This window comes from Phaeobacter sp. JH20_37 (assembly GCF_048056015.1).
Lineage (GTDB): Bacteria > Pseudomonadota > Alphaproteobacteria > Rhodobacterales > Rhodobacteraceae > Phaeobacter > Phaeobacter bryozoorum.
Window position 1 is genome coordinate 135,067 of sequence record NZ_JAYMWW010000014.1, and the last position, 17,366, is coordinate 152,432.

Genomic DNA, 17,366 nt, shown 5'->3' on the forward strand with positions numbered 1-17,366 from the left:
CGGTTAGCGCCAACAGCTCCAGCAACTGAAAACCCCCGCAGGCTGTCCTGCGGGGGGGTTTCATGGTGTCACAACAGATGGCAGAGCCGATCAGTTGTAGTCGATTTCAATCTTGCGCAGTTCCAGGCTGTGGCCGCATTCGTCCATCATCTTGCCATAGGCAGCGGTGAACCCGGCCAGAGAGGCATCCAGAACCATCTCGCCCGCGCCATAGGGCACCACGGTCCGCACCTCCATCCGATCGCCGTCCTGCATCCAGAGAATGGTGTTCAGCGCATCCATCCAGCGGACCATGGCGCGCGCTTCGGCAATGCCTTCCTCGTTGATCTCGGCATCGGCGATACCGTAGAACACCGCCTTCTGGTCGATGATAAAGCCGATGGCCTGACCGTTCTGAACCTGCGTCGGATAATGGCGCGCGGCGCTCTCAAACAGCTCAAGCTGGGGGTAGGTTTCGGGCGGGCCGACATCGCCTTCGGTCACCGTGAGGCGCAGCAGCGGCAGCCCGTCGCCGCCGGTCCAGGCGGTGCAATCGCGCCAATCGTGCTCTTCGGTGACGCGCATATCGGCGGCGACGGACCAGTCCTGATATTCCCAGTAGTCACTGGAAAACGCGGGCAGGGGCAGCAGCGTCAGGGCAAGGCAGGGGAGCAATCGCATGAAATTATCCTCGTGAAATGATGTCTGAGACATAGCCGCCCGAGGCCGCGCTCCCGATGTGACGTCGCGTCACGATCTCGGGTGACGGCCACGGAATCGCCTCAGGTCTTAACCTGCCAGTGAACCCGTGCGTCCTGCGCACACATATCGTCGCCCGCACGGTCGAATCGCAGATAGGCAATCGCGTGTTCGCCCGCCTGGGTGAACAGCGTCCCGACGGCTTTGTCGGCGCGGCGGATCTCGGTGCCGATGGGCGCGCTGCCCTCGATGGCGACGGTGGAAAGACCCTTGCGCAGGGTGGTCTTGTGTTTCATCCGGGCGGTGACCTCCTGGCCGACATAGCAGCCCTTGCGGAAATCGACGCCGTTCAGCCGCTCAAACCCGGCTTCCAGAATGTAGCTCTCCGGCCCCAGCTCGATGCCGGTTTCGGGGATGCAATGGGCGACCCGGATGGCGTCCCAGTTGCTGCCGTCCTCGCCGCTTTCGGTGCCATAGGCGCGCCAGCCCAGATCCGGGTGGCGCGGATCCGCCAGCGCGCCCTCAGGCGCCGGCCCGGTGCCCCGGCGCACGGCCAGATCGGTTTCCTCGATGGTGACCTTGGCGCGCAGCCGGTACATTGTCAGCCGTTTCGCCAGCCCCGCGGCGAGGCTTTCGTCCACGTCCACCAGCAGGTCATCGCCATCAGCGGCGACAAAGAAATCCGCCAGATATTTGCCCTGCGGGGTCAGCAGGGCGGCATAGACCAGCCCCTGATCCACCTTGGTGACATCATTGGTGATCAACCCCTGAAGGAAGTCGCGGGTGTCAGCGCCGGAAAGACGCAGGATGCGGCGGTTGGTCATGGGTCAGGCTCCTGAAAGATCACGAAGGCAATGTAGGTCGCGAAGTGGGCAAGGCCTAGCCGAACATGCGCCGGGCCAGTTTCTGGAACCAGCGCGGCTGGTCGCCGCCTTCGCTGAACTGTCTGGGCGCCTGCGCGGCGACGCCTGCGCGGTCCACCAGCGTTTTGCCGTCCTGAAACTGCAACCGGTAGAGATCGGCATAGATGCCGCCACGCTCCAGCAGTTCCTCGTGGGTGCCCTGATCCATCACACGGCCACGTTCCATCACCACGATCTTATCGGCATTGCGGATGGTCGACAGCCGGTGTGCGATCACCAGCGTGGTGCGCCCGCCCGAGAGTTTCTCCAGCGCCTGTTGCACCACCTTTTCAGATTGCGCATCCAGCGCCGATGTCGCCTCATCCAGCAGCAGGATCGGCGTGTCACGCAGCAGCGCGCGGGCAATCACCACCCGCTGACGCTGGCCACCGGACAGGGCCGAGCCACGCGGACCCACCAGCGTATCCAGCCCATTGGCCAGTTTCGGCAGGAAATCGGCCACATGCGAGGCTTCCAGAACCTCCTGTAGCCGCGCATCACTCACATCAGTGCGCCCCAGCAGGATGTTTTCGCGCAGGGTCTCGTCAAACAGCAGCGCCTCTTGGGTCACCACCGAGAACAGCCCGCGCAGATCATCCAGATCCATGTCCCGCACGGCGACGCCGCCCACGGTCACTGATCCTTCCTGCGGGTCCACCAGCCGGGTGAGCAGGTTGAAGATGGTGGATTTCCCGGCCCCGGAGGCGCCAACCAGCGCGGTGGTCTTGCCGGCCTCTGCCACCAGCGACAGTTCGCGCAACACATCCGAGTCGCCATAGCGCAGGGTGACATCGCTCAGCGCCACCTCGGGCAGGCCCTTGGGGGCGGGCACCGGCGTCTCCGGCGACACCAGTTTGATCGGCGAGTCCATCAGTTCCTTGATGCGTTCCATGGCGGCCGCCGCGGCCTGCCAGGTGCCGCTGATCGAGGCCAGCCGGCGCATCGGGTCAAAGGCCAGACCGATGGCGGTGAAAAAGCTCATGAACTCGCCCACGGTCTTCTTGCCCTCGATGATTTCGGCGCCGCCATAAAGCACCACGCCCATCACGCCCAAGCCGGCCATGATGTCGATCATCCCGGTGGTTGAGGCCACACCAAAAGAGGCGCGCACTTCGGAGCGGACAAACTGGTCCATATGGCCGCCGAAACGATCGGTCTGGTAGTCTTCGAGATTGTTCAGCTTGATCGGCACGATCCCGTGAAAGATCTCGTCGAGCCGGGTCGACAGCGAGGCCCCCAGATCGCGCGCCTGCGAGGCCTTGCGGCGCACATAGCGCTGTACGGCGGCCAGCGGCAACAGCAGCATCGGCAGGCCGACCAGCATGATCGCGGTCCAGCGCCAGTCAACGCTGATCGCCACAGCCAGAACGGCCACCATCTGCGTGACATCGCGGCCGGCACCGGTGATCAGCGCCTGCCAGACCGAATTGATCGCCATCACATCGCTCTGCACCCGCTGGATCAGGAAACCGGGCGGGTTCACCTGATGAAAGGACGGATCCTGCCGGATCAGCCGCGCCAGCATGTCCTTGCGCATATGGGCAGCGGAGGTCTGGGAAATCTTGCTGAGAATGACCTTCTGGCAGACGCTGGAAATCCCGCGCATGGAGAAGATGATCAGAAACGCCAGGCTGACCCAGAACAGCGCCGTGGTATTGCCTGCCACAAATACCAGATCGAACATCGGCTGCATCATGTAGCTGAGGCCGCCGACGGTGCCGCCTTCGATCAGCATGAAGACGATCGCCAGTCCCAGAAGGCCCATGTAATGGCGCAGATAGCCGCGCCACAGCCAGCCCAGCAGCTCGCGCGAGGACATGTGCTCGGGCTTTGACTTGATGGCCGGGGCCTCTGCCGTGGCGGCTGCCACCGCCCGCCTGGGCGAGGGGGCGGCATCCACCGCAGGGGCGTCCGGCGTGTCCGGCGTTGCGGATGGGGGCGTCGTCTTGGGGTCAGTCTGGGGCAAGGATCACAACCGATGTGGTTTTTTCTGGCGCTGACATCCACGTCAGGCCTGAGCCATTTAAGCAGCTGGGGGAAAAGGTGCAAGCATGGCGCGGGTTTCGCAGCCGATGGGCCAGCTCTGGGCGGCGGTAAAAACCGCTGCGTCAAATGCGCGTGCGGCGCCGTTGCAAGGGGTTGCAGCCACCGCAGACGCGCGTCACAGTTTGCCCAGATAAACATAGGAGTGCAGCATGACAGCGGGTGTTTCCCTTGCCGCGGGACGCGGATATCTGGCCATTCCCGGCCCCTCGGTCATGCCGGATGCGGTGTTGCAGGCGATGCACCGCCCGTCGCCGAATATCTACGCCGGTGAACTGGTGGAGATGACGGCAACCCTGATCCCGGACCTGCGCCGGGTGGCGCGCACCGATCATGATGTGGCGATCTATATTTCCAACGGTCACGGCGCGTGGGAGGCGGCGTTGCTGAACACCCTTCAGCCGGGTGACACGGTGCTTGTCGCCGCCTCGGGCCGTTTTGGCATTGGCTGGTCGGAAATGGCGGAGGCGCTCGGCATCAAGGTGGAGCTTTTGTATTTCGGCACCGGCTCGGCCTGGGACATGGACCAGATCTCCAGCCATCTCGCCGCCGATACCGCCCATCGGATCAAGGCGGTTCTGACGGTGCATGTCGATACCTCCAGCGCGATCCGCAATGATGTGACGGCAATGCGCGCGGCACTGGATGCCTGCGGCCACCCGGCGCTGTTGATGGTCGACTGCATTGCCTCGCTTGGCTGTGACCGGTTCGAGATGGACGACTGGGGCGTGGATGTGATGGTCTCGGCCTGCCAGAAGGGGCTGATGGTGCCTGCGGGCATGGGGTTTGTCTTCTTCGGGCCAAAGGCGGCGGAGGCCCGCGCCCGCCTGCCACGGGTCAGCCGCTATTGGGACTGGCAGCCGCGCGCCAACCCGGAGGAATTCTACCAGTATTTCGGCGGCACCGCGCCCACGCATCACCTCTATGGTCTGCGGGCCGCACTGGATCTGATCCACGGTGAGGGGATGGAGGCCGTCTGGGCGCGCCATCACCTGTTGGCGCAGGCGATCTGGGCGGCCTGTGACCGCTGGGGCGAAGGTGGCCCGCTGCGGATGAATGTGCAGGAGGTCGCTTTGCGGTCAAACGCGGTCACATCGCTGCATATCGGCGGCGATCGCGGCACGCGCCTGCGCAATTGGGTGGAACAGACCCTTGGGCTGACGCTGGGCATCGGCCTTGGCATGGCGCCGCCGAACAGCCCGGAGTGGCACGGGTTCCTGCGGCTGGGCCATATGGGCCATGTGAACGGTCAGATGATCATGGGGCTGCTGGGCGGGGTTGATGCCGGTCTGAAGGCGCTGGAGATCCCGCATGGATCCGGCGCGCTGGAGGCGGCCTCACAGGTGATCGCCGGGGGTGGCGCGGCATCTGTTGCAGACACATCAGAGAGAGGCAGCTGCTGCGGGTGATCCGCAGCAGCCCCTGACGCAGCCTCAGCCGTTGCGCGCCCGCTCCAGCGCGAGGGGCAGCGCGCGGGCAAAGGCGTCCAGCTGATCCTCCGGCCCGCAGCTGACCCGGATGCAGCGGTTTTGCGGCGCCGCAAAGGGCATCCGCACAAACACGCCCTGATCCACCAGACTCTCCAGCACCGATTTGGCAAAGGCACCGTCACTGCCACAGTCGATGGCCACGAAATTGGTGGCCGAGGGCAGGGGCGTTAGCCCATTGTCGCGGGCAATCTTCGCAATCCGGTCGCGTGCGGTGGCAATGCGGCCCAGCACCTCGGCCAGCCACGCCTGATCCTGCAGGGCCGCCAATGCGCCGATCTGAGCGGTGCGGTTCATGCCGAAATGGTTGCGCACCTTGTTGAAGGCGCTGACCAGCCCGGCCTCTGCCAGCACGTAGCCCACCCGCGCACCGGCCATGCCATAGGCTTTGGAAAACGTCCGGGTGCGGATCACGCGGGGATCGTCGATATCTATGGGCAGGGCAGTGCCCTCGGGGGCGCAGTCGATATAGGCCTCGTCCAGCAGCAGCAGGCAGCCCTCTGGCAGGGCGCCCATCGCCGCCAGCAGATCGGCGCCGCTGTGCCAGCTGCCCATCGGATTGTCGGGATTGGCGAGGTAGACCAGCTTGGCATCCACCTCGGCGGCCTTTGCAAAGAGCGCGGCGGGGTCTTCGTGGTCGTCCTTGTAGGGGACGGTATGCAACACGCCGCCAAAGCCCGCGACATGGTAGTTGAAGGTCGGATAGGCGCCAAGCGAGGTCACCACCGCATCGCCTTCGCCAATCAGCAGCCGCACCAGATAGCCCAGCAGCCCGTCGATACCTTCGCCGATCATGATGTTCTGGGGCGCAACACCGTGATGCGCGGCCAGCGCCTCGCGCAGGTCATGGCTCTCGGCGTCGCCATATTTCCAGATTTCGCCCAGCGAGGCCTGCATGGCCGCAATCGCCTTGGGCGAGGGGCCAAAGATGTTTTCATTGGCGCCCAGCCGCGCCGTGAAGGGCGCGCCGCGCTGGCGCTCCTGGGTTTCCGGCCCGACAAAGGGGACAGAGGCGGGGAGGGAGTGGGCAAGCGGGGTGTAGCGTGGCTGTGTCATGGGCTGAGATAACGTGATCCGGTGCGTCCGGGCAAGCGCGTCGCTTTGCCCCGGCGTTACGCTGGATCACTGCCGGGATCCGGGGCAGTCTGCCGCCAACGGAAATTCCAAGAAGGAGGGCGCCGAGATGGCACGGGTATCGGTAGAGATCGAAGACCATATTGCACGGGTGACATTGACCCGCGGTGACAAGATGAACGCGCTGGACAGCCAGATGATCGAAGAGATCATTGCCGCTGGCGAAAGCCTGATGGACAGCAAGGCGCGGGTGGTTGTGCTCTCGGGCGAGGGCAAGGCGTTCTGCGCCGGCCTTGATCTGATGAGCTTTGCCCAGATGGGGATGAAAGACCCGACAGAGTGGCTGATGAGCCGCTCTCATGGCGATGCCAATCAGGTGCAGCAGGTGGCAATGGTCTGGCGTCGCCTGCCGATGCCGGTGATTGCGGCGATCAACGGCGCGGCCTTTGGCGGCGGTCTGCAACTGGCGCTGGGGGCCGATATCCGCATTGCTGCACCCGATGCGCGGTTTTCAGTGATGGAGATGAAATGGGGGATCGTGCCGGATATGGGCGGCATGGTGCTCTTGCCGCGGCTGCTGCGCTCCGATGTGCTGCGGCGGCTGACCTATACGGCGGAGAAAGTGTCGGCGCCGCAGGCGCTGGACTGGGGGCTGGTCACCGAGCTGGCCGAGGATCCCATCGCCCGCGCCCATGAACTGGCGACAGTGATCGCCGGGCAAAGCCCCGCCGCCATCCGCGCGGCAAAAACGCTGATCGAGACGGCCGAGGCCAGCGCGGATCGCGCCGAGGTGCTGCTGGAGGAATCCCGTGTTCAGGTCGGTCTGATCGGCAAGCCTGAGCAGATGGAAGTGGTCGCCGCCCAGATGCAGAACCGCGCGCCTAAATTCGACTGAGGCCGACGTCAGCCAGTCAGTGCAATGAAAGAGAGCCGCGCCGGGATCTGACCGGCGCGGCTCTTTACCTTGGTGTCTGTCCCCGTCAGGGGCGGCGTGATCGTCAGATCGAGGCGCGGTAGATCTTGTCGATGTTGGAGCCAAGCGCTGCGTTGTAGTCGCTGTCGCTCATCGCGACATTCAGACCTTCGGTCAGGGCGCGGCTGAAGGAGGCGATCATGGTGCTGTTCTTGGCCAGCTTCTCGCAGGCGTCATCGGTGGTATAGCCGCCGGACAGCGCAACAACGCGCACCACATTGGCATGGGCGGCGAGATCGTCATAGAGACCGGCCTCGGTCGGGATGGTCAGTTTCAGCGCCACTTTGGTGTCGGCGGGCAGGGCGTTCAGCTCGTCCAGAATCGCAGCCTTCAGCAGGGTTTCCGCCTCGGCTTTGGTGGCGGAGTTGATGTCCACTTCGGGTTCGATGATCGGCAGCAGACCGGCAGCGGCAATCTGGCGGCCGACGATGAACTGCTGGCCGACGACGTTCTTGATGCCGGTGGCATTGGCGCCCTTGATCACCGAGCGCATCTTGGTGCCGAAAATCCCGGCCTGTACCGCGCGCGACAGCAGCTGATCAAGATCGGGCATCGGTTTCATGGTCTGGGCGTCGTCCGCCTCATCCGCGAGGCCCTTGTCGACCTTGAGGAAAGGCACAACGCCGCAGTTGTCCCACAGGTAGGCAGGCACCGGGATGCCGTCGATTTCGGCATCCATGGTTTTTTCAAACAGGATCGCGCCGAGGATCTTTTCGCTGTTGAAATCCGGTGCGGTGATGATGCGGGCACGCATTTTCTGGATTTCGCCGAACATCTCGTCGTCATTGCTGTAGGCGTCTTCGGTCACGCCATAAAGCGCCAGCGCCTTCGGGGTTGACCCGCCGGACTGATCGAGCGCCGCAATGAAGCCCTTGCCGTTTGCGATGCGATCGAGCTGAGCAGTCTGGGTCGAGGTTTCTTGCGCCATAGGTCGGGTCTCCACGAAAAGGGATTGTCTGTCTGGCATCGTCTATACCGCGCCTGCGGTAGGAAACAACTATCTGTATCAAGTGGTTGCGCTAACGCCTCCGCTAACAGTGACGCGACCGGGCGGCGGTTCGGCGAAACATCGCAGGCAGGCATATCCGTCAGGCGTTCGCACGCAAAAAAGGCAGACCGGGGTGGTCTGCCTTTTGGTGTGTTTCAGTCAGGCCCGATGCGTCGGGCGCTGTGCCGGTCAGACCAGCCGCGAGGCTTCCTTGGCGGCGCGGACGAAATCGTCAAACAGCGGGTGCGGCTCAAACGGTTTCGACTTCAGCTCGGGGTGGAACTGTACGCCGATGAACCACGGGTGATCCGTCCATTCGACGATTTCCGGCAGGCGACCATCCGGCGACATGCCGGAGAATTTCAGGCCACAGGCTTCCAGCTGCTCGCGGTATTTGGTGTCCACCTCATAGCGGTGACGGTGGCGTTCCTCGATCCGGGTGGTGCCATAGACTTCAGCCACCTTGGAGCCTTCGGCCAGCGTGGCGTTGTAGGAGCCCAGACGCATGGTGCCGCCCTTGTCGTCATCGACCTTGCGCGCCACGGTGTGGTTGCCCTGCACCCATTCCTTCAGGTGATAGACCACCGGTTCAAAGCGTTTCTTGCCTGCCTCATGGTCGAATTCCTCGGAGCCTGCCTCCGCGATGCCCGCGACATTGCGCGCAGCCTCGATGACGGCCATCTGCATACCCAGACAGATGCCGAGATAGGGCAGCTTGTGCTCGCGCGCATATTGCGCGGCCTTGATCTTGCCCTCGGTGCCGCGCTCGCCAAAGCCGCCGGGCACCAGAATGGCGTTATAGCCTTGCAGGTAGGGGGCGGCGTCTTCCTTGTCGAACAGCTCGGCATCGACCCATTCGATCTTTACCTTCACGCGGTTGGACATGCCGCCATGGGTCAGCGCCTCGGCGATGGATTTATAGGCGTCTTCCAGCTGGGTGTATTTGCCGACGATGGCGATTTTGACCTCGCCTTCGGGGTTGTAGATGCGATCGGCCACATCTTCCCAGCGGGTCAGATTGGGTTTCGGGGCCGGCGCAATGCCAAAGGCATCCAGAACCGCCTGATCGAGACCTTCGCGGTGATAGGCCAGCGGGGCCTCGTAGATGGACTTCAGATCCTGCGCGGCAATCACGCTGTCGGCGCGCACATTGCAGAACAGCGCCAGTTTTTCGCGTTCCTTGTGCGGGATCGGCCCTTCGGAGCGGCAAACCAGGATATCCGGTGCCAGACCGATGGAGCGCAGCTCCTTCACCGAGTGCTGGGTCGGCTTGGTCTTCAGCTCGCCGGAGGCCTTGATATAGGGCAGGAGGGTCAGGTGCATGAAGATACACTGGCCACGCGCCTTGTCATTGGCGAACTGGCGGATCGCTTCAAAGAAGGGCAGCCCCTCGATGTCGCCGACGGTGCCGCCGATTTCGCAGAGCATGAAATCAACCTCATCTTCACCGATGGAGATGAAGTCTTTGATTTCATTGGTCACATGCGGAATGACCTGAATGGTCTTGCCGAGGTAGTCGCCGCGACGTTCCTTTTCCAGCACGTTGGAATAGATCCGGCCCGAGGAGACCGAGTCGGTCTTGCGGGCGGCCACGCCGGTGAAACGTTCGTAGTGACCGAGGTCGAGATCGGTTTCGGCACCGTCATCGGTGACGAAGACCTCGCCATGTTCGAAGGGGCTCATCGTGCCCGGATCGACGTTTAGATAGGGGTCCAGTTTGCGCAGTCGGACGGAATAGCCGCGCGCCTGCAAAAGTGCCCCAAGAGCGGCGGATGCCAGCCCTTTGCCCAGAGATGATACAACACCGCCAGTAATGAAAATGAAACGCGCCATGTCTGTTCGGCTGCCCCCGTGAGAAGTCAGAATTCAGCTGCCCGGCGGTTGCAGAAACCGCAGCATCACGGGGCTTTACATATAAAGGATTCGCGCAAAATGCGCAAGCAAGCCGCAAGATGCTGTTACGGCTGCTTTTGTTCATTCTAAGTGTAGTGGATCCTCGCGAATCCCGCGTCAGACGCTCTGGTCTTGCCGGATCTGCCCGAAGCGCAATTGGCTGTCGGGCTGATCCGAGGGTCCTCCGGGCCGGGTGGCCGGATTAGTCTGCGCTGGGAACCAGCGGTGCATTGTCACCCTGCACCGGCGGCAGCAGGTCGCTGCCCAGCGGGGTGTCGGGTGTGTCGGCAGCGCCTTCTGCGGCAGGCGCCGAGAGGCGATCTGCAACCGAAGAGCCTGCGGATTTCTGTGCTGCCAGAATGGTCAGCGTGATGGATGTGGCGATGAAGGCCACGGCCAGGATCCAAGTCACCTTGCTCATCGCGGTGGCTGCTGCACGGCCGGACATGGCCCCGCCGCCGCCGCCGCCCATGCCAAGGCCGCCGCCTTCGGAGCGCTGCAAGAGGACAACGGCAATCAGCCCCAGGGCCAGAAGAAGATGGATGATGAGTACGACGTTTTCCATAGGATCCTACGGCGGTTGGCTGAGTATCGGGCGGTAAATAGGGAAGATTGCTCTGAGGGGCAAGGGCTCAGTTTGCCGAAGGGCGGAGAAGGCGGACCTGCGGCGTTTCGGGCGCATCAAATCCGCAGAAAACGGCGCATGAGAGGTCCGGCTGCCGCGGCTGCGCGCGGGCATCACGGCTGGTGATCGGGATCATGACGGATTGTGACTGGACAGCTTTGCGCCGCTGCGGGCAGTCTCGCCCTATGCCTCATGATCACGCAGACGCCCCGCATAGCCTGTTGCCCCCGGACCCCGCCCTGCGCGTCAAGGCGCTGGAGACGGTGCTGACCCGAAAGGGGCTGATTGATCCGGCGGCGCTGGATGAAATTATCGATACCTATCAGAACCGTATCGGCCCGGCCAATGGCGCCCGCGTGGTGGCGCGGGCCTGGGCTGATCCTGAGTTTCGGGCGCGTCTGCTGGCTGATGCCGATCCGGTGCTGGCGGAGCTTGGGTATTATGGCCGTCAGGGTGAACATATGGTGGTGGTCGAGAACACTGCGCAGCAGCATAACATGGTCGTCTGCACCTTATGCAGCTGTTACCCCTGGCCTTTGCTGGGGATCCCGCCGGGCTGGTACAAATCCGACGCCTACCGCGCCCGAGCGGTACGCGAGCCGCGCAAGGTGTTGGCGGAATTCGGCGTGAGCCTGCCCGACGGCACCGCGGTGCGGGTCTGGGATTCCACCGCTGAGGTCCGTTATCTGGTGCTGCCGATGCGGCCTGCGGGCAGTGAGGGGCTGAGCGAGGACGCGCTGGCGGCGCTGGTCAGCCGCGACAGCATGATCGGCACCGGTCTGGCACAGCTGCCCGAGGGGGCAGCGACATGAGCAGGCTGCATGACATGGGCGGGCGATTCGGGGACGGGCCGGTGGTGCCCGAGGCTGAGGATGCCCCGGTCTTTACCGAAGAGGTCTTTGCCGAAGACTGGCACGCCCGTGCCCTGGCGGTGACGCTGGCCTGCGGCGCGCTGGGGCAGTGGAATATCGACACCTCGCGCCACGCCCGCGAGCGGCTGGCACCGAAGGATTACACGCGGTTTTCCTACTACGAGAAATGGCTGGCCGGACTGGCGACGCTGTTGGTGGAAAAGGGTGTGCTGAGCCGCGCGGATCTGGCGACAGCCGAGGCAGGGGGGCGTCAGAAAGACGGCACGGGCGCAGAGGCCGAGGCCCCGCATCCGCTCGCTGCCCGTGCGCTGAAGGCATCGGATGTGGCCGCAACCCTCGCCAAGGGCGGGCCGGCGGACCGGCCCTCTGATGTGCCGGTGGTCTTTGCCCCCGGCGATGCGGTGCGCTGTCGCCGCCCCGGTGGCAACCGGCTGGTGGCGGGCGGTCACACCCGATTGCCCGGCTATGCAGTGGGCGCCAGCGGTCGCGTGCTGCGCCTGCATGGGACGCATATTCTGCCGGACAGTGCCGCACATGGTCTGGGGGAGGCGCCGGAGCCGCTTTATGCGGTGGTGTTCCCGGCGGCCGAGCTGTGGAGCGCGCCGGAGCATCCGCGCGACGAGGTGGTTCTGGACCTGTGGCAAAGCTATCTGGAGCCGGCATGAGCACAATTGACACGCCGGTGGCAGAGCGCCCGGAACCGGCCTTTGAACAGCCGTGGCATGCGCAGGTCTTTGCGCTGACGGTGCATCTGAATGAAAGCGGGGCGTTGTCCTGGGGCGACTGGGTGACGCGGTTTTCTGCCAGCCTGCGCCGCCATGGGCTGGAGCGCGATCTGAACGGGGGCGAGGATTACTTTGCCGTCTGGCTGGAGACGCTGGAGATGTTTCTGGCAGAGACAGGCCGGGTGGCCCCTGCCGATGCCGAGGGGATGCGCGCCCGCTGGGAGGCGGCCTATCTGTCGACGCCACATGGCATGCCGGTTGAGCTGCCTGCGGATTAGTCGGGCGAGTGGCCGGAAATATCGTCTGCGGAGGGCCGGGCGCAGCTGCACCGGTTCGGGGCGCCACCGCCACGGCTGATGGCGCGGCGCGGGGAGATCCGCGCCGGGTCTGGGTCGTTCGGGTCTGTGTCGTTCGGGTCTGGGTGTCCCTTCTGTTTCTGTTTCGCGTCCCTTCTGTCTCTGTTTCGCCGCCCCAGTCTATCGGTCTGTTTGTCTGTCTCGTCTCGGTTGCGGTCTCGCGCTGTGCCAAAAACAGGGATGGCGGCGCCGCCGGTGGAGGTGGACAGGCCCGGATGGGGCCTGCGCAGGCAGGATATCCTGACACGCCCCCGATGGGATCGGGGCCGGTCTCCTGTGCGTGTGGGTGCGCCGGGCTTAAGTGACCCTGACGCGGGGGATCGATCCGCGTCCAGACTGACATATCCTGATCCCGAAGGGGTGAAGAGGGCGCGCGCTGCGGACGCAACGGCCCTGCGACGGGCGTTCCACGCGCAATAGCGCTGCGCGGCGGCCTGATCGTCCATTTTCGCCACGCAGCAGGGGGCTTTGCCGTGGATTCCCGCGCCTGCGACGAAAAACCGGTTCCCCTGTCTGCGCGGTCTCGTTATACGGAGCGTCGGTTTCAACCAGCATACATGAGGACCTGAGATGGCCAATGTCGTGGTAGTCGGCGCCCAATGGGGTGACGAAGGTAAAGGCAAGATTGTCGATTGGCTCAGCGAACGCGCTGATGTCATTGCGCGTTTTCAAGGCGGCCATAACGCCGGTCATACGCTGGTGATCGACAGCAAGGTCTACAAGCTGCACGCGCTGCCCTCGGGCGTGGTGCGCGGCGGCAAGCTCTCGGTCATTGGCAATGGCGTGGTGCTGGATCCCTGGCATCTGATGAAGGAGATCGAGACCGTGCGCGCCCAGGGCGTGGATATCTCTCCCGAGACGCTGATGATTGCGGAGAACACGCCGCTGATCCTGCCGCTGCATGGCGAGCTGGACCGGGCGCGCGAAGAGGCGGCCTCCAAGGGCACCAAGATCGGCACCACCGGTCGTGGCATCGGCCCTGCCTATGAGGACAAGGTGGGCCGTCGTGCGATCCGTGTCGCGGATCTGGCGGATGAGGCGACCCTGGTCGCGCGTGTTGATCGTGCGTTGCAGCACCATGATCCGCTACGCAAGGGTCTGGGCATCGAGGCCGTGGATCGCGACGATCTGATCGCGCAGCTGAAAGAGATCGCCAAGGATATCCTGCCCTTTGCCGCGCCGGTGTGGAAAGTGCTGAATGAAAAGCGCAAGGCGGGCAAGCGGATCCTGTTTGAAGGGGCGCAGGGTGCGCTTCTGGATATTGATTTCGGGACCTACCCGTTTGTGACCTCCTCCAACGTGATTGCCGGTCAGGCGGCAACCGGTGTGGGCATTGGTCCGGGCTCCATCGACTATGTGCTGGGCATCGTGAAGGCCTATACCACCCGTGTGGGCGAAGGCCCGTTCCCGACCGAGCTTTTGAAGGAAGACGGCACCCCGGATGCGGATGGCGAGCGTCTGGGCACCCGTGGTCATGAATTCGGCACCACCACCGGCCGTCAGCGCCGCTGTGGCTGGTTTGATGCCTGCCTTGTGCGTCAGACCTGTGCCACCTCCGGCATCACCGGCATTTCGCTGACCAAACTGGACGTATTGGACGGGTTCGAGACGCTGAAGATCTGTGTCGGCTATGAGCTGGACGGCGCGCGTCTGGACTATCTGCCGACCGCAGCCGACCAGCAGGCGCGCTGCACCCCCATCTATGAAGAGATGCCGGGCTGGAGCGAGTCGACCGAAGGCGCGCGCAGCTGGAACGACCTGCCCGCCAATGCGATCAAATACGTGAAGCGCGTGGAAGAGCTGATCGACTGCCCGGTTGCGCTTTTGTCCACCAGCCCGGAGCGGGACGACACCATTCTGGTGACCGATCCCTTTGCCGACTGATGTCGGGCGAGGGTGGTCTGAGCTATAAGGCGCGGCGGCGCTGGGCGCTGGTGATCCTGTTGATTGGCATGCCGGTCTATATCGTGCTGGCGGTCAATGTGATCAGCTGGCTGGACCGGCCGTCGCTGCTGGTTGAGCTGATTGTCTATGTGCTGCTGGGTGTCCTGTGGATTCTGCCGTTCAAATTCGTCTTTCGCGGTGTCGGCAAGGCGGATCCGGATGATGCGGATCAGGATCAGGGCTGAGGCGCCGGGATGACAGCCGGGGAGGGGCGCTGCCCCTCTTGACCTGACGGTCAATTCACCCCGGAGTATTTCGGGAAAGATGACAGGTCGGCAGTGTCACGCCGGGCTGGTCTCAATCTAAAAAGGCGGCCTTTGGGGGCCGCCTTTTTTTGTGTCATCTGGGTCGGGGATCAGCCTGCGGCGCGGTTGCCAGGCTGGAAGCCGATCTGGCCGGAGGCGGTGAAGCGGCCATTGTCGGCGCGTTCGATCTTGCCCTCGCGCAGGAGCTGGCCAAAGCTGCGCAGCCCGTCCTCGCGGTTGAAGTCGGTGCCATCGACATCGCGGACCTTGTTCATCAGCTGCGGACGCGAGAAGTGATCGCGGCCTTCGACAAAGCTCATGTAGGCGGCGGCGGCTTCGAGAAGTTCGGCCAGTTCCACGGCGCCGGATTTCGCAGCATAGGCCGCAAAGCCGCCTTCGCTGCCGCTGTTGCGCGGGGCCTCTTCGGCCAGCACGGCGGCGGAGACCCGGCGCGGGCGCACGGGGGCGGCGGCGCTGTCGTCGATGCGCTGTTCCTGCACCAGTTGCAGCGGTGCGGGGCGGCTCGCCGGTTTGGCGGGCCGCTGGTCGGCGGTCTCGCGGGATTCGGGGCGGCGCGGGCGCACCACGCTGGCCAGATCGTCACGGTAGACCTGGGCGTCGTCCTCGGCCTCCAGCGCGCCACCGGCGGAGCGCTCGGTCGAGGCCGCAGCCATGACCGCGCGCAGCTGGCTGTAGGTTTCGCGCGAGGTGGTGTTTTCGGGGTCTTCCAGGCGTTCGTCAGCGGCGGCCATCAGACGGGCGATATCGCTGTCGGCGGTGCTGGTGGCGCCGCGTCGGGAGCCGGGCGCCACGGCGGCGGCGGCCTCTGCGGCGCTGTTGAGCGGTGCGTCAGTGCGAGGCGAGGCGCGCACAGCTGCGGCCGGTGCGGCGCTGTCCTCGTCCTCGTCATCCTCGTCGTCAAAGAAGGCCTCATCATCATCGCTGCCCAGCAGATCGGCCTCGACGGCGGCGAGTTCGGCCAGCAGTTCGGCCTCGTCATCGGGTGAGAGGCTGCTGCGGGCTTCTGGGTCGGCTTTGGGCGCTGCACCCGTGCGGGTCTCTAGCCGGGTCTCTGGTCGGGCCTCGGATGTTTCGGCGGCCTCGGGCGCCGGGGCGGCGGGTGTCGCCGGAGGGGTATCGGGCACAGTCGCGGCGGCGGTGTCGTCGAGTTTTTCCAGCGTGCCATCGGCCATGGCCCCTTCGATATCGCGGCGCTTGATCCGCAGCACGCGGCCACGTTTGCGTGGCGCGGCGGTTTCGGGCGCGGCTGGGGTCTCGGCGGCGGTCTCGCTCTTTGAGGTTTCTTCCGGGGCGCGCTCGGCCTGCTGGACCTCTGCCTGCTGGACCTCTGCCTTCGCAGGCTGTGGCTGGGCAGTTTCCGACAGGGGCGCGACCCTCTCGTCGAGATCGTCCTCAAGGCTGTCGGCCTCGGTATCATCCGTGGCGCTGCTGCTGTCGGCGAAGAATTCTTCGGCGCCTTCGGGGACGTTGGGCACGCTGGGTGTGGCAGGAACTGACGGGGTGTTGCCGAGGTCGAGCCGGTTCAGCGCGGCGGCGATGGCGGCGTCATCCTCGTCGTTTTCGTCGAGCTCCTGCGCTGCGATCTGGCCATCTGCGGCGCGCGGAGCGTCGACGGCATCGTGATCGGCGGAGAGCGCGTTTGTGATTTCCTTGACCGCCTCTTCGCGGGCCTGTTCGGCGTGCTGGTCTTCGGTGAACTCATCAACCGGGGTCTTGGCCACAACAGCGCGGATGCGGCGCAGCTTGGCGGCGATGCTTTCGGCGTTGGTCTCGGCACCGGCCGTGGCGGCCGTACCGCTATCGTCTGGGGCATCCTGGGCCGCGAGGGCCGAGGCGGCAGCGGCTGCCGGGGCTGCGGCGATTTTGGCGGCGGCAGAGGTGGGTACGGTCTGCTGGACCGGCTGCAACTTCACCTCAGCCACAGGCGTCGCCGAGGGCTCCGACAGCGGCGCGCGGGCTTTGGGTGCGCTGGCCGGGGCGGTGCGGGCGAAGGGGTCTGTCGGTTCGGCAGCGCTGACAGGGGCCGGGGCAGCAGGGGCGGCGAGGGCGCCGGTGGCGCGATGCTGCGAGGTCTCTTCGCTGGCCTGCTGGGCAGCGGGGCGGGGCGGTGTTGCGCTCTGCGGCGGTGCGGTCTGTTGCGGCGGCGGCAGGGTGGCGGCGCGCAGGTGGATGCCCTCGGCGCTGGTGCGCGCCTCGACCTGGCGGGCGACCTCACGCTGGGCGATGCGCGCCAGCATTTCGGCGTCCGGCTGCGGCGGTTCGGCCCCGAAGTAGCGGTCATCGGAGGCCAGATCGCGGAAATACTCCGCAATGGCCTTCATCGTGCCGAAAGAATCGTCGAACCCCTCCAATGTGCAGGAAAAAGTCCCGTAGGAGACTGTCAAAACCTTATTGTTCTGTACCATCGGATAGGTGTCCTCGCCAAAGTCAGTGCCGTCTACGTTGACCGCCCAGGGGGTCAAATTGCGCCCGAATCCGTGCAATTGATCGTATCATTTTGTGTCCACATTGTGGTCTGTTTCCTTTTCTGCGAGTAATCC

15 protein-coding genes are annotated in these 17,366 nt (G+C 64.6%); 7 read left to right on the forward strand and 8 right to left on the reverse strand.

Annotation, left to right across the window (positions count from 1 at the left end):
- Positions 1 to 90: 90 nt before the first annotated feature.
- From VWZ87_RS11990 to VWZ87_RS12000, 3 genes are all read right to left on the reverse strand, one after another.
- On the reverse strand, positions 91 to 660 hold the full coding sequence (locus VWZ87_RS11990) for a hypothetical protein (protein ID WP_340546150.1): 570 nt from the start codon (positions 658 to 660) through the stop codon (positions 91 to 93).
- Between the two features lie 101 nt (positions 661 to 761).
- The gene (locus VWZ87_RS11995) at positions 762 to 1,502 is read right to left on the reverse strand and encodes a YgfZ/GcvT domain-containing protein (protein WP_416535043.1); all 741 of its coding nucleotides are present in this window, start codon (positions 1,500 to 1,502) and stop codon (positions 762 to 764) included.
- A 55-nt stretch (positions 1,503 to 1,557) separates the two neighbouring features.
- Positions 1,558 to 3,399, reverse strand: coding sequence for an ABC transporter ATP-binding protein (locus VWZ87_RS12000; protein WP_416535135.1), 1,842 nt, complete (start codon positions 3,397 to 3,399; stop codon positions 1,558 to 1,560).
- Positions 3,400 to 3,775: 376 nt separating this feature from the next.
- Between VWZ87_RS12000 and VWZ87_RS12005 the strand changes: the two genes are divergently transcribed.
- Positions 3,776 to 5,032, forward strand: a complete 1,257-nt coding sequence (locus tag VWZ87_RS12005; protein ID WP_340546148.1) for a pyridoxal-phosphate-dependent aminotransferase family protein — start codon at positions 3,776 to 3,778, stop codon at positions 5,030 to 5,032.
- A 24-nt stretch (positions 5,033 to 5,056) separates the two neighbouring features.
- Here VWZ87_RS12005 and VWZ87_RS12010 read toward each other — a convergent pair whose 3' ends face one another.
- On the reverse strand, positions 5,057 to 6,166 hold the full coding sequence (locus VWZ87_RS12010) for a pyridoxal phosphate-dependent aminotransferase (protein WP_416535044.1): 1,110 nt from the start codon (positions 6,164 to 6,166) through the stop codon (positions 5,057 to 5,059).
- A gap of 127 nt (positions 6,167 to 6,293) precedes the next feature.
- Between VWZ87_RS12010 and VWZ87_RS12015 the strand changes: the two genes are divergently transcribed.
- On the forward strand, positions 6,294 to 7,079 hold the full coding sequence (locus VWZ87_RS12015) for a crotonase/enoyl-CoA hydratase family protein (RefSeq protein WP_416535045.1): 786 nt from the start codon (positions 6,294 to 6,296) through the stop codon (positions 7,077 to 7,079).
- A gap of 103 nt (positions 7,080 to 7,182) precedes the next feature.
- Here the strand turns inward: VWZ87_RS12015 and VWZ87_RS12020 are convergent, their stop codons facing one another.
- From VWZ87_RS12020 to secG, 3 genes are all read right to left on the reverse strand, one after another.
- Positions 7,183 to 8,085 (reverse strand): fructose bisphosphate aldolase, encoded by a 903-nt coding sequence (locus VWZ87_RS12020; protein ID WP_416535046.1) that lies wholly within the window; start codon positions 8,083 to 8,085, stop codon positions 7,183 to 7,185.
- Positions 8,086 to 8,334: 249 nt separating this feature from the next.
- Positions 8,335 to 9,978, reverse strand: coding sequence for a CTP synthase (locus tag VWZ87_RS12025; RefSeq protein WP_340546144.1), 1,644 nt, complete (start codon positions 9,976 to 9,978; stop codon positions 8,335 to 8,337).
- Between the two features lie 262 nt (positions 9,979 to 10,240).
- Complete coding sequence (gene secG, locus VWZ87_RS12030; RefSeq protein WP_340546143.1) at positions 10,241 to 10,603, reverse strand: preprotein translocase subunit SecG; 363 nt, start codon at positions 10,601 to 10,603, stop codon at positions 10,241 to 10,243.
- 245 nt (positions 10,604 to 10,848) lie between these two features.
- Between secG and nthA the strand changes: the two genes are divergently transcribed.
- From nthA to VWZ87_RS12055, 5 genes are all read left to right on the forward strand, one after another.
- On the forward strand, positions 10,849 to 11,475 hold the full coding sequence (gene nthA / locus VWZ87_RS12035; RefSeq protein WP_416535047.1) for a nitrile hydratase subunit alpha: 627 nt from the start codon (positions 10,849 to 10,851) through the stop codon (positions 11,473 to 11,475).
- Entirely contained in the window at positions 11,472 to 12,200 is a 729-nt protein-coding gene (gene nthB, locus VWZ87_RS12040) for a nitrile hydratase subunit beta (protein ID WP_416535048.1), read from the forward strand. The genes nthA and nthB overlap by 4 nt, the downstream gene beginning before the upstream one ends.
- Positions 12,197 to 12,538, forward strand: coding sequence for a nitrile hydratase accessory protein (locus tag VWZ87_RS12045; RefSeq protein ID WP_416535049.1), 342 nt, complete (start codon positions 12,197 to 12,199; stop codon positions 12,536 to 12,538). Before nthB ends, VWZ87_RS12045 begins: the two co-directional genes overlap by 4 nt.
- Before the next feature lie 648 nt (positions 12,539 to 13,186).
- Complete coding sequence (locus VWZ87_RS12050) at positions 13,187 to 14,500, forward strand: adenylosuccinate synthase (RefSeq protein ID WP_416535050.1); 1,314 nt, start codon at positions 13,187 to 13,189, stop codon at positions 14,498 to 14,500.
- Positions 14,500 to 14,745, forward strand: coding sequence for a DUF2842 domain-containing protein (locus VWZ87_RS12055; RefSeq protein ID WP_340546138.1), 246 nt, complete (start codon positions 14,500 to 14,502; stop codon positions 14,743 to 14,745). Before VWZ87_RS12050 ends, VWZ87_RS12055 begins: the two co-directional genes overlap by 1 nt.
- Positions 14,746 to 14,915: 170 nt before the next feature.
- On the opposite strand, the gene VWZ87_RS12060 is transcribed toward VWZ87_RS12055, so the two are convergent.
- A complete protein-coding gene (locus tag VWZ87_RS12060) occupies positions 14,916 to 17,231 on the reverse strand; it encodes a chemotaxis protein CheA (RefSeq protein ID WP_416535051.1) in 2,316 nt (771 codons plus the stop codon).
- Positions 17,232 to 17,366 lie beyond the last annotated feature (135 nt).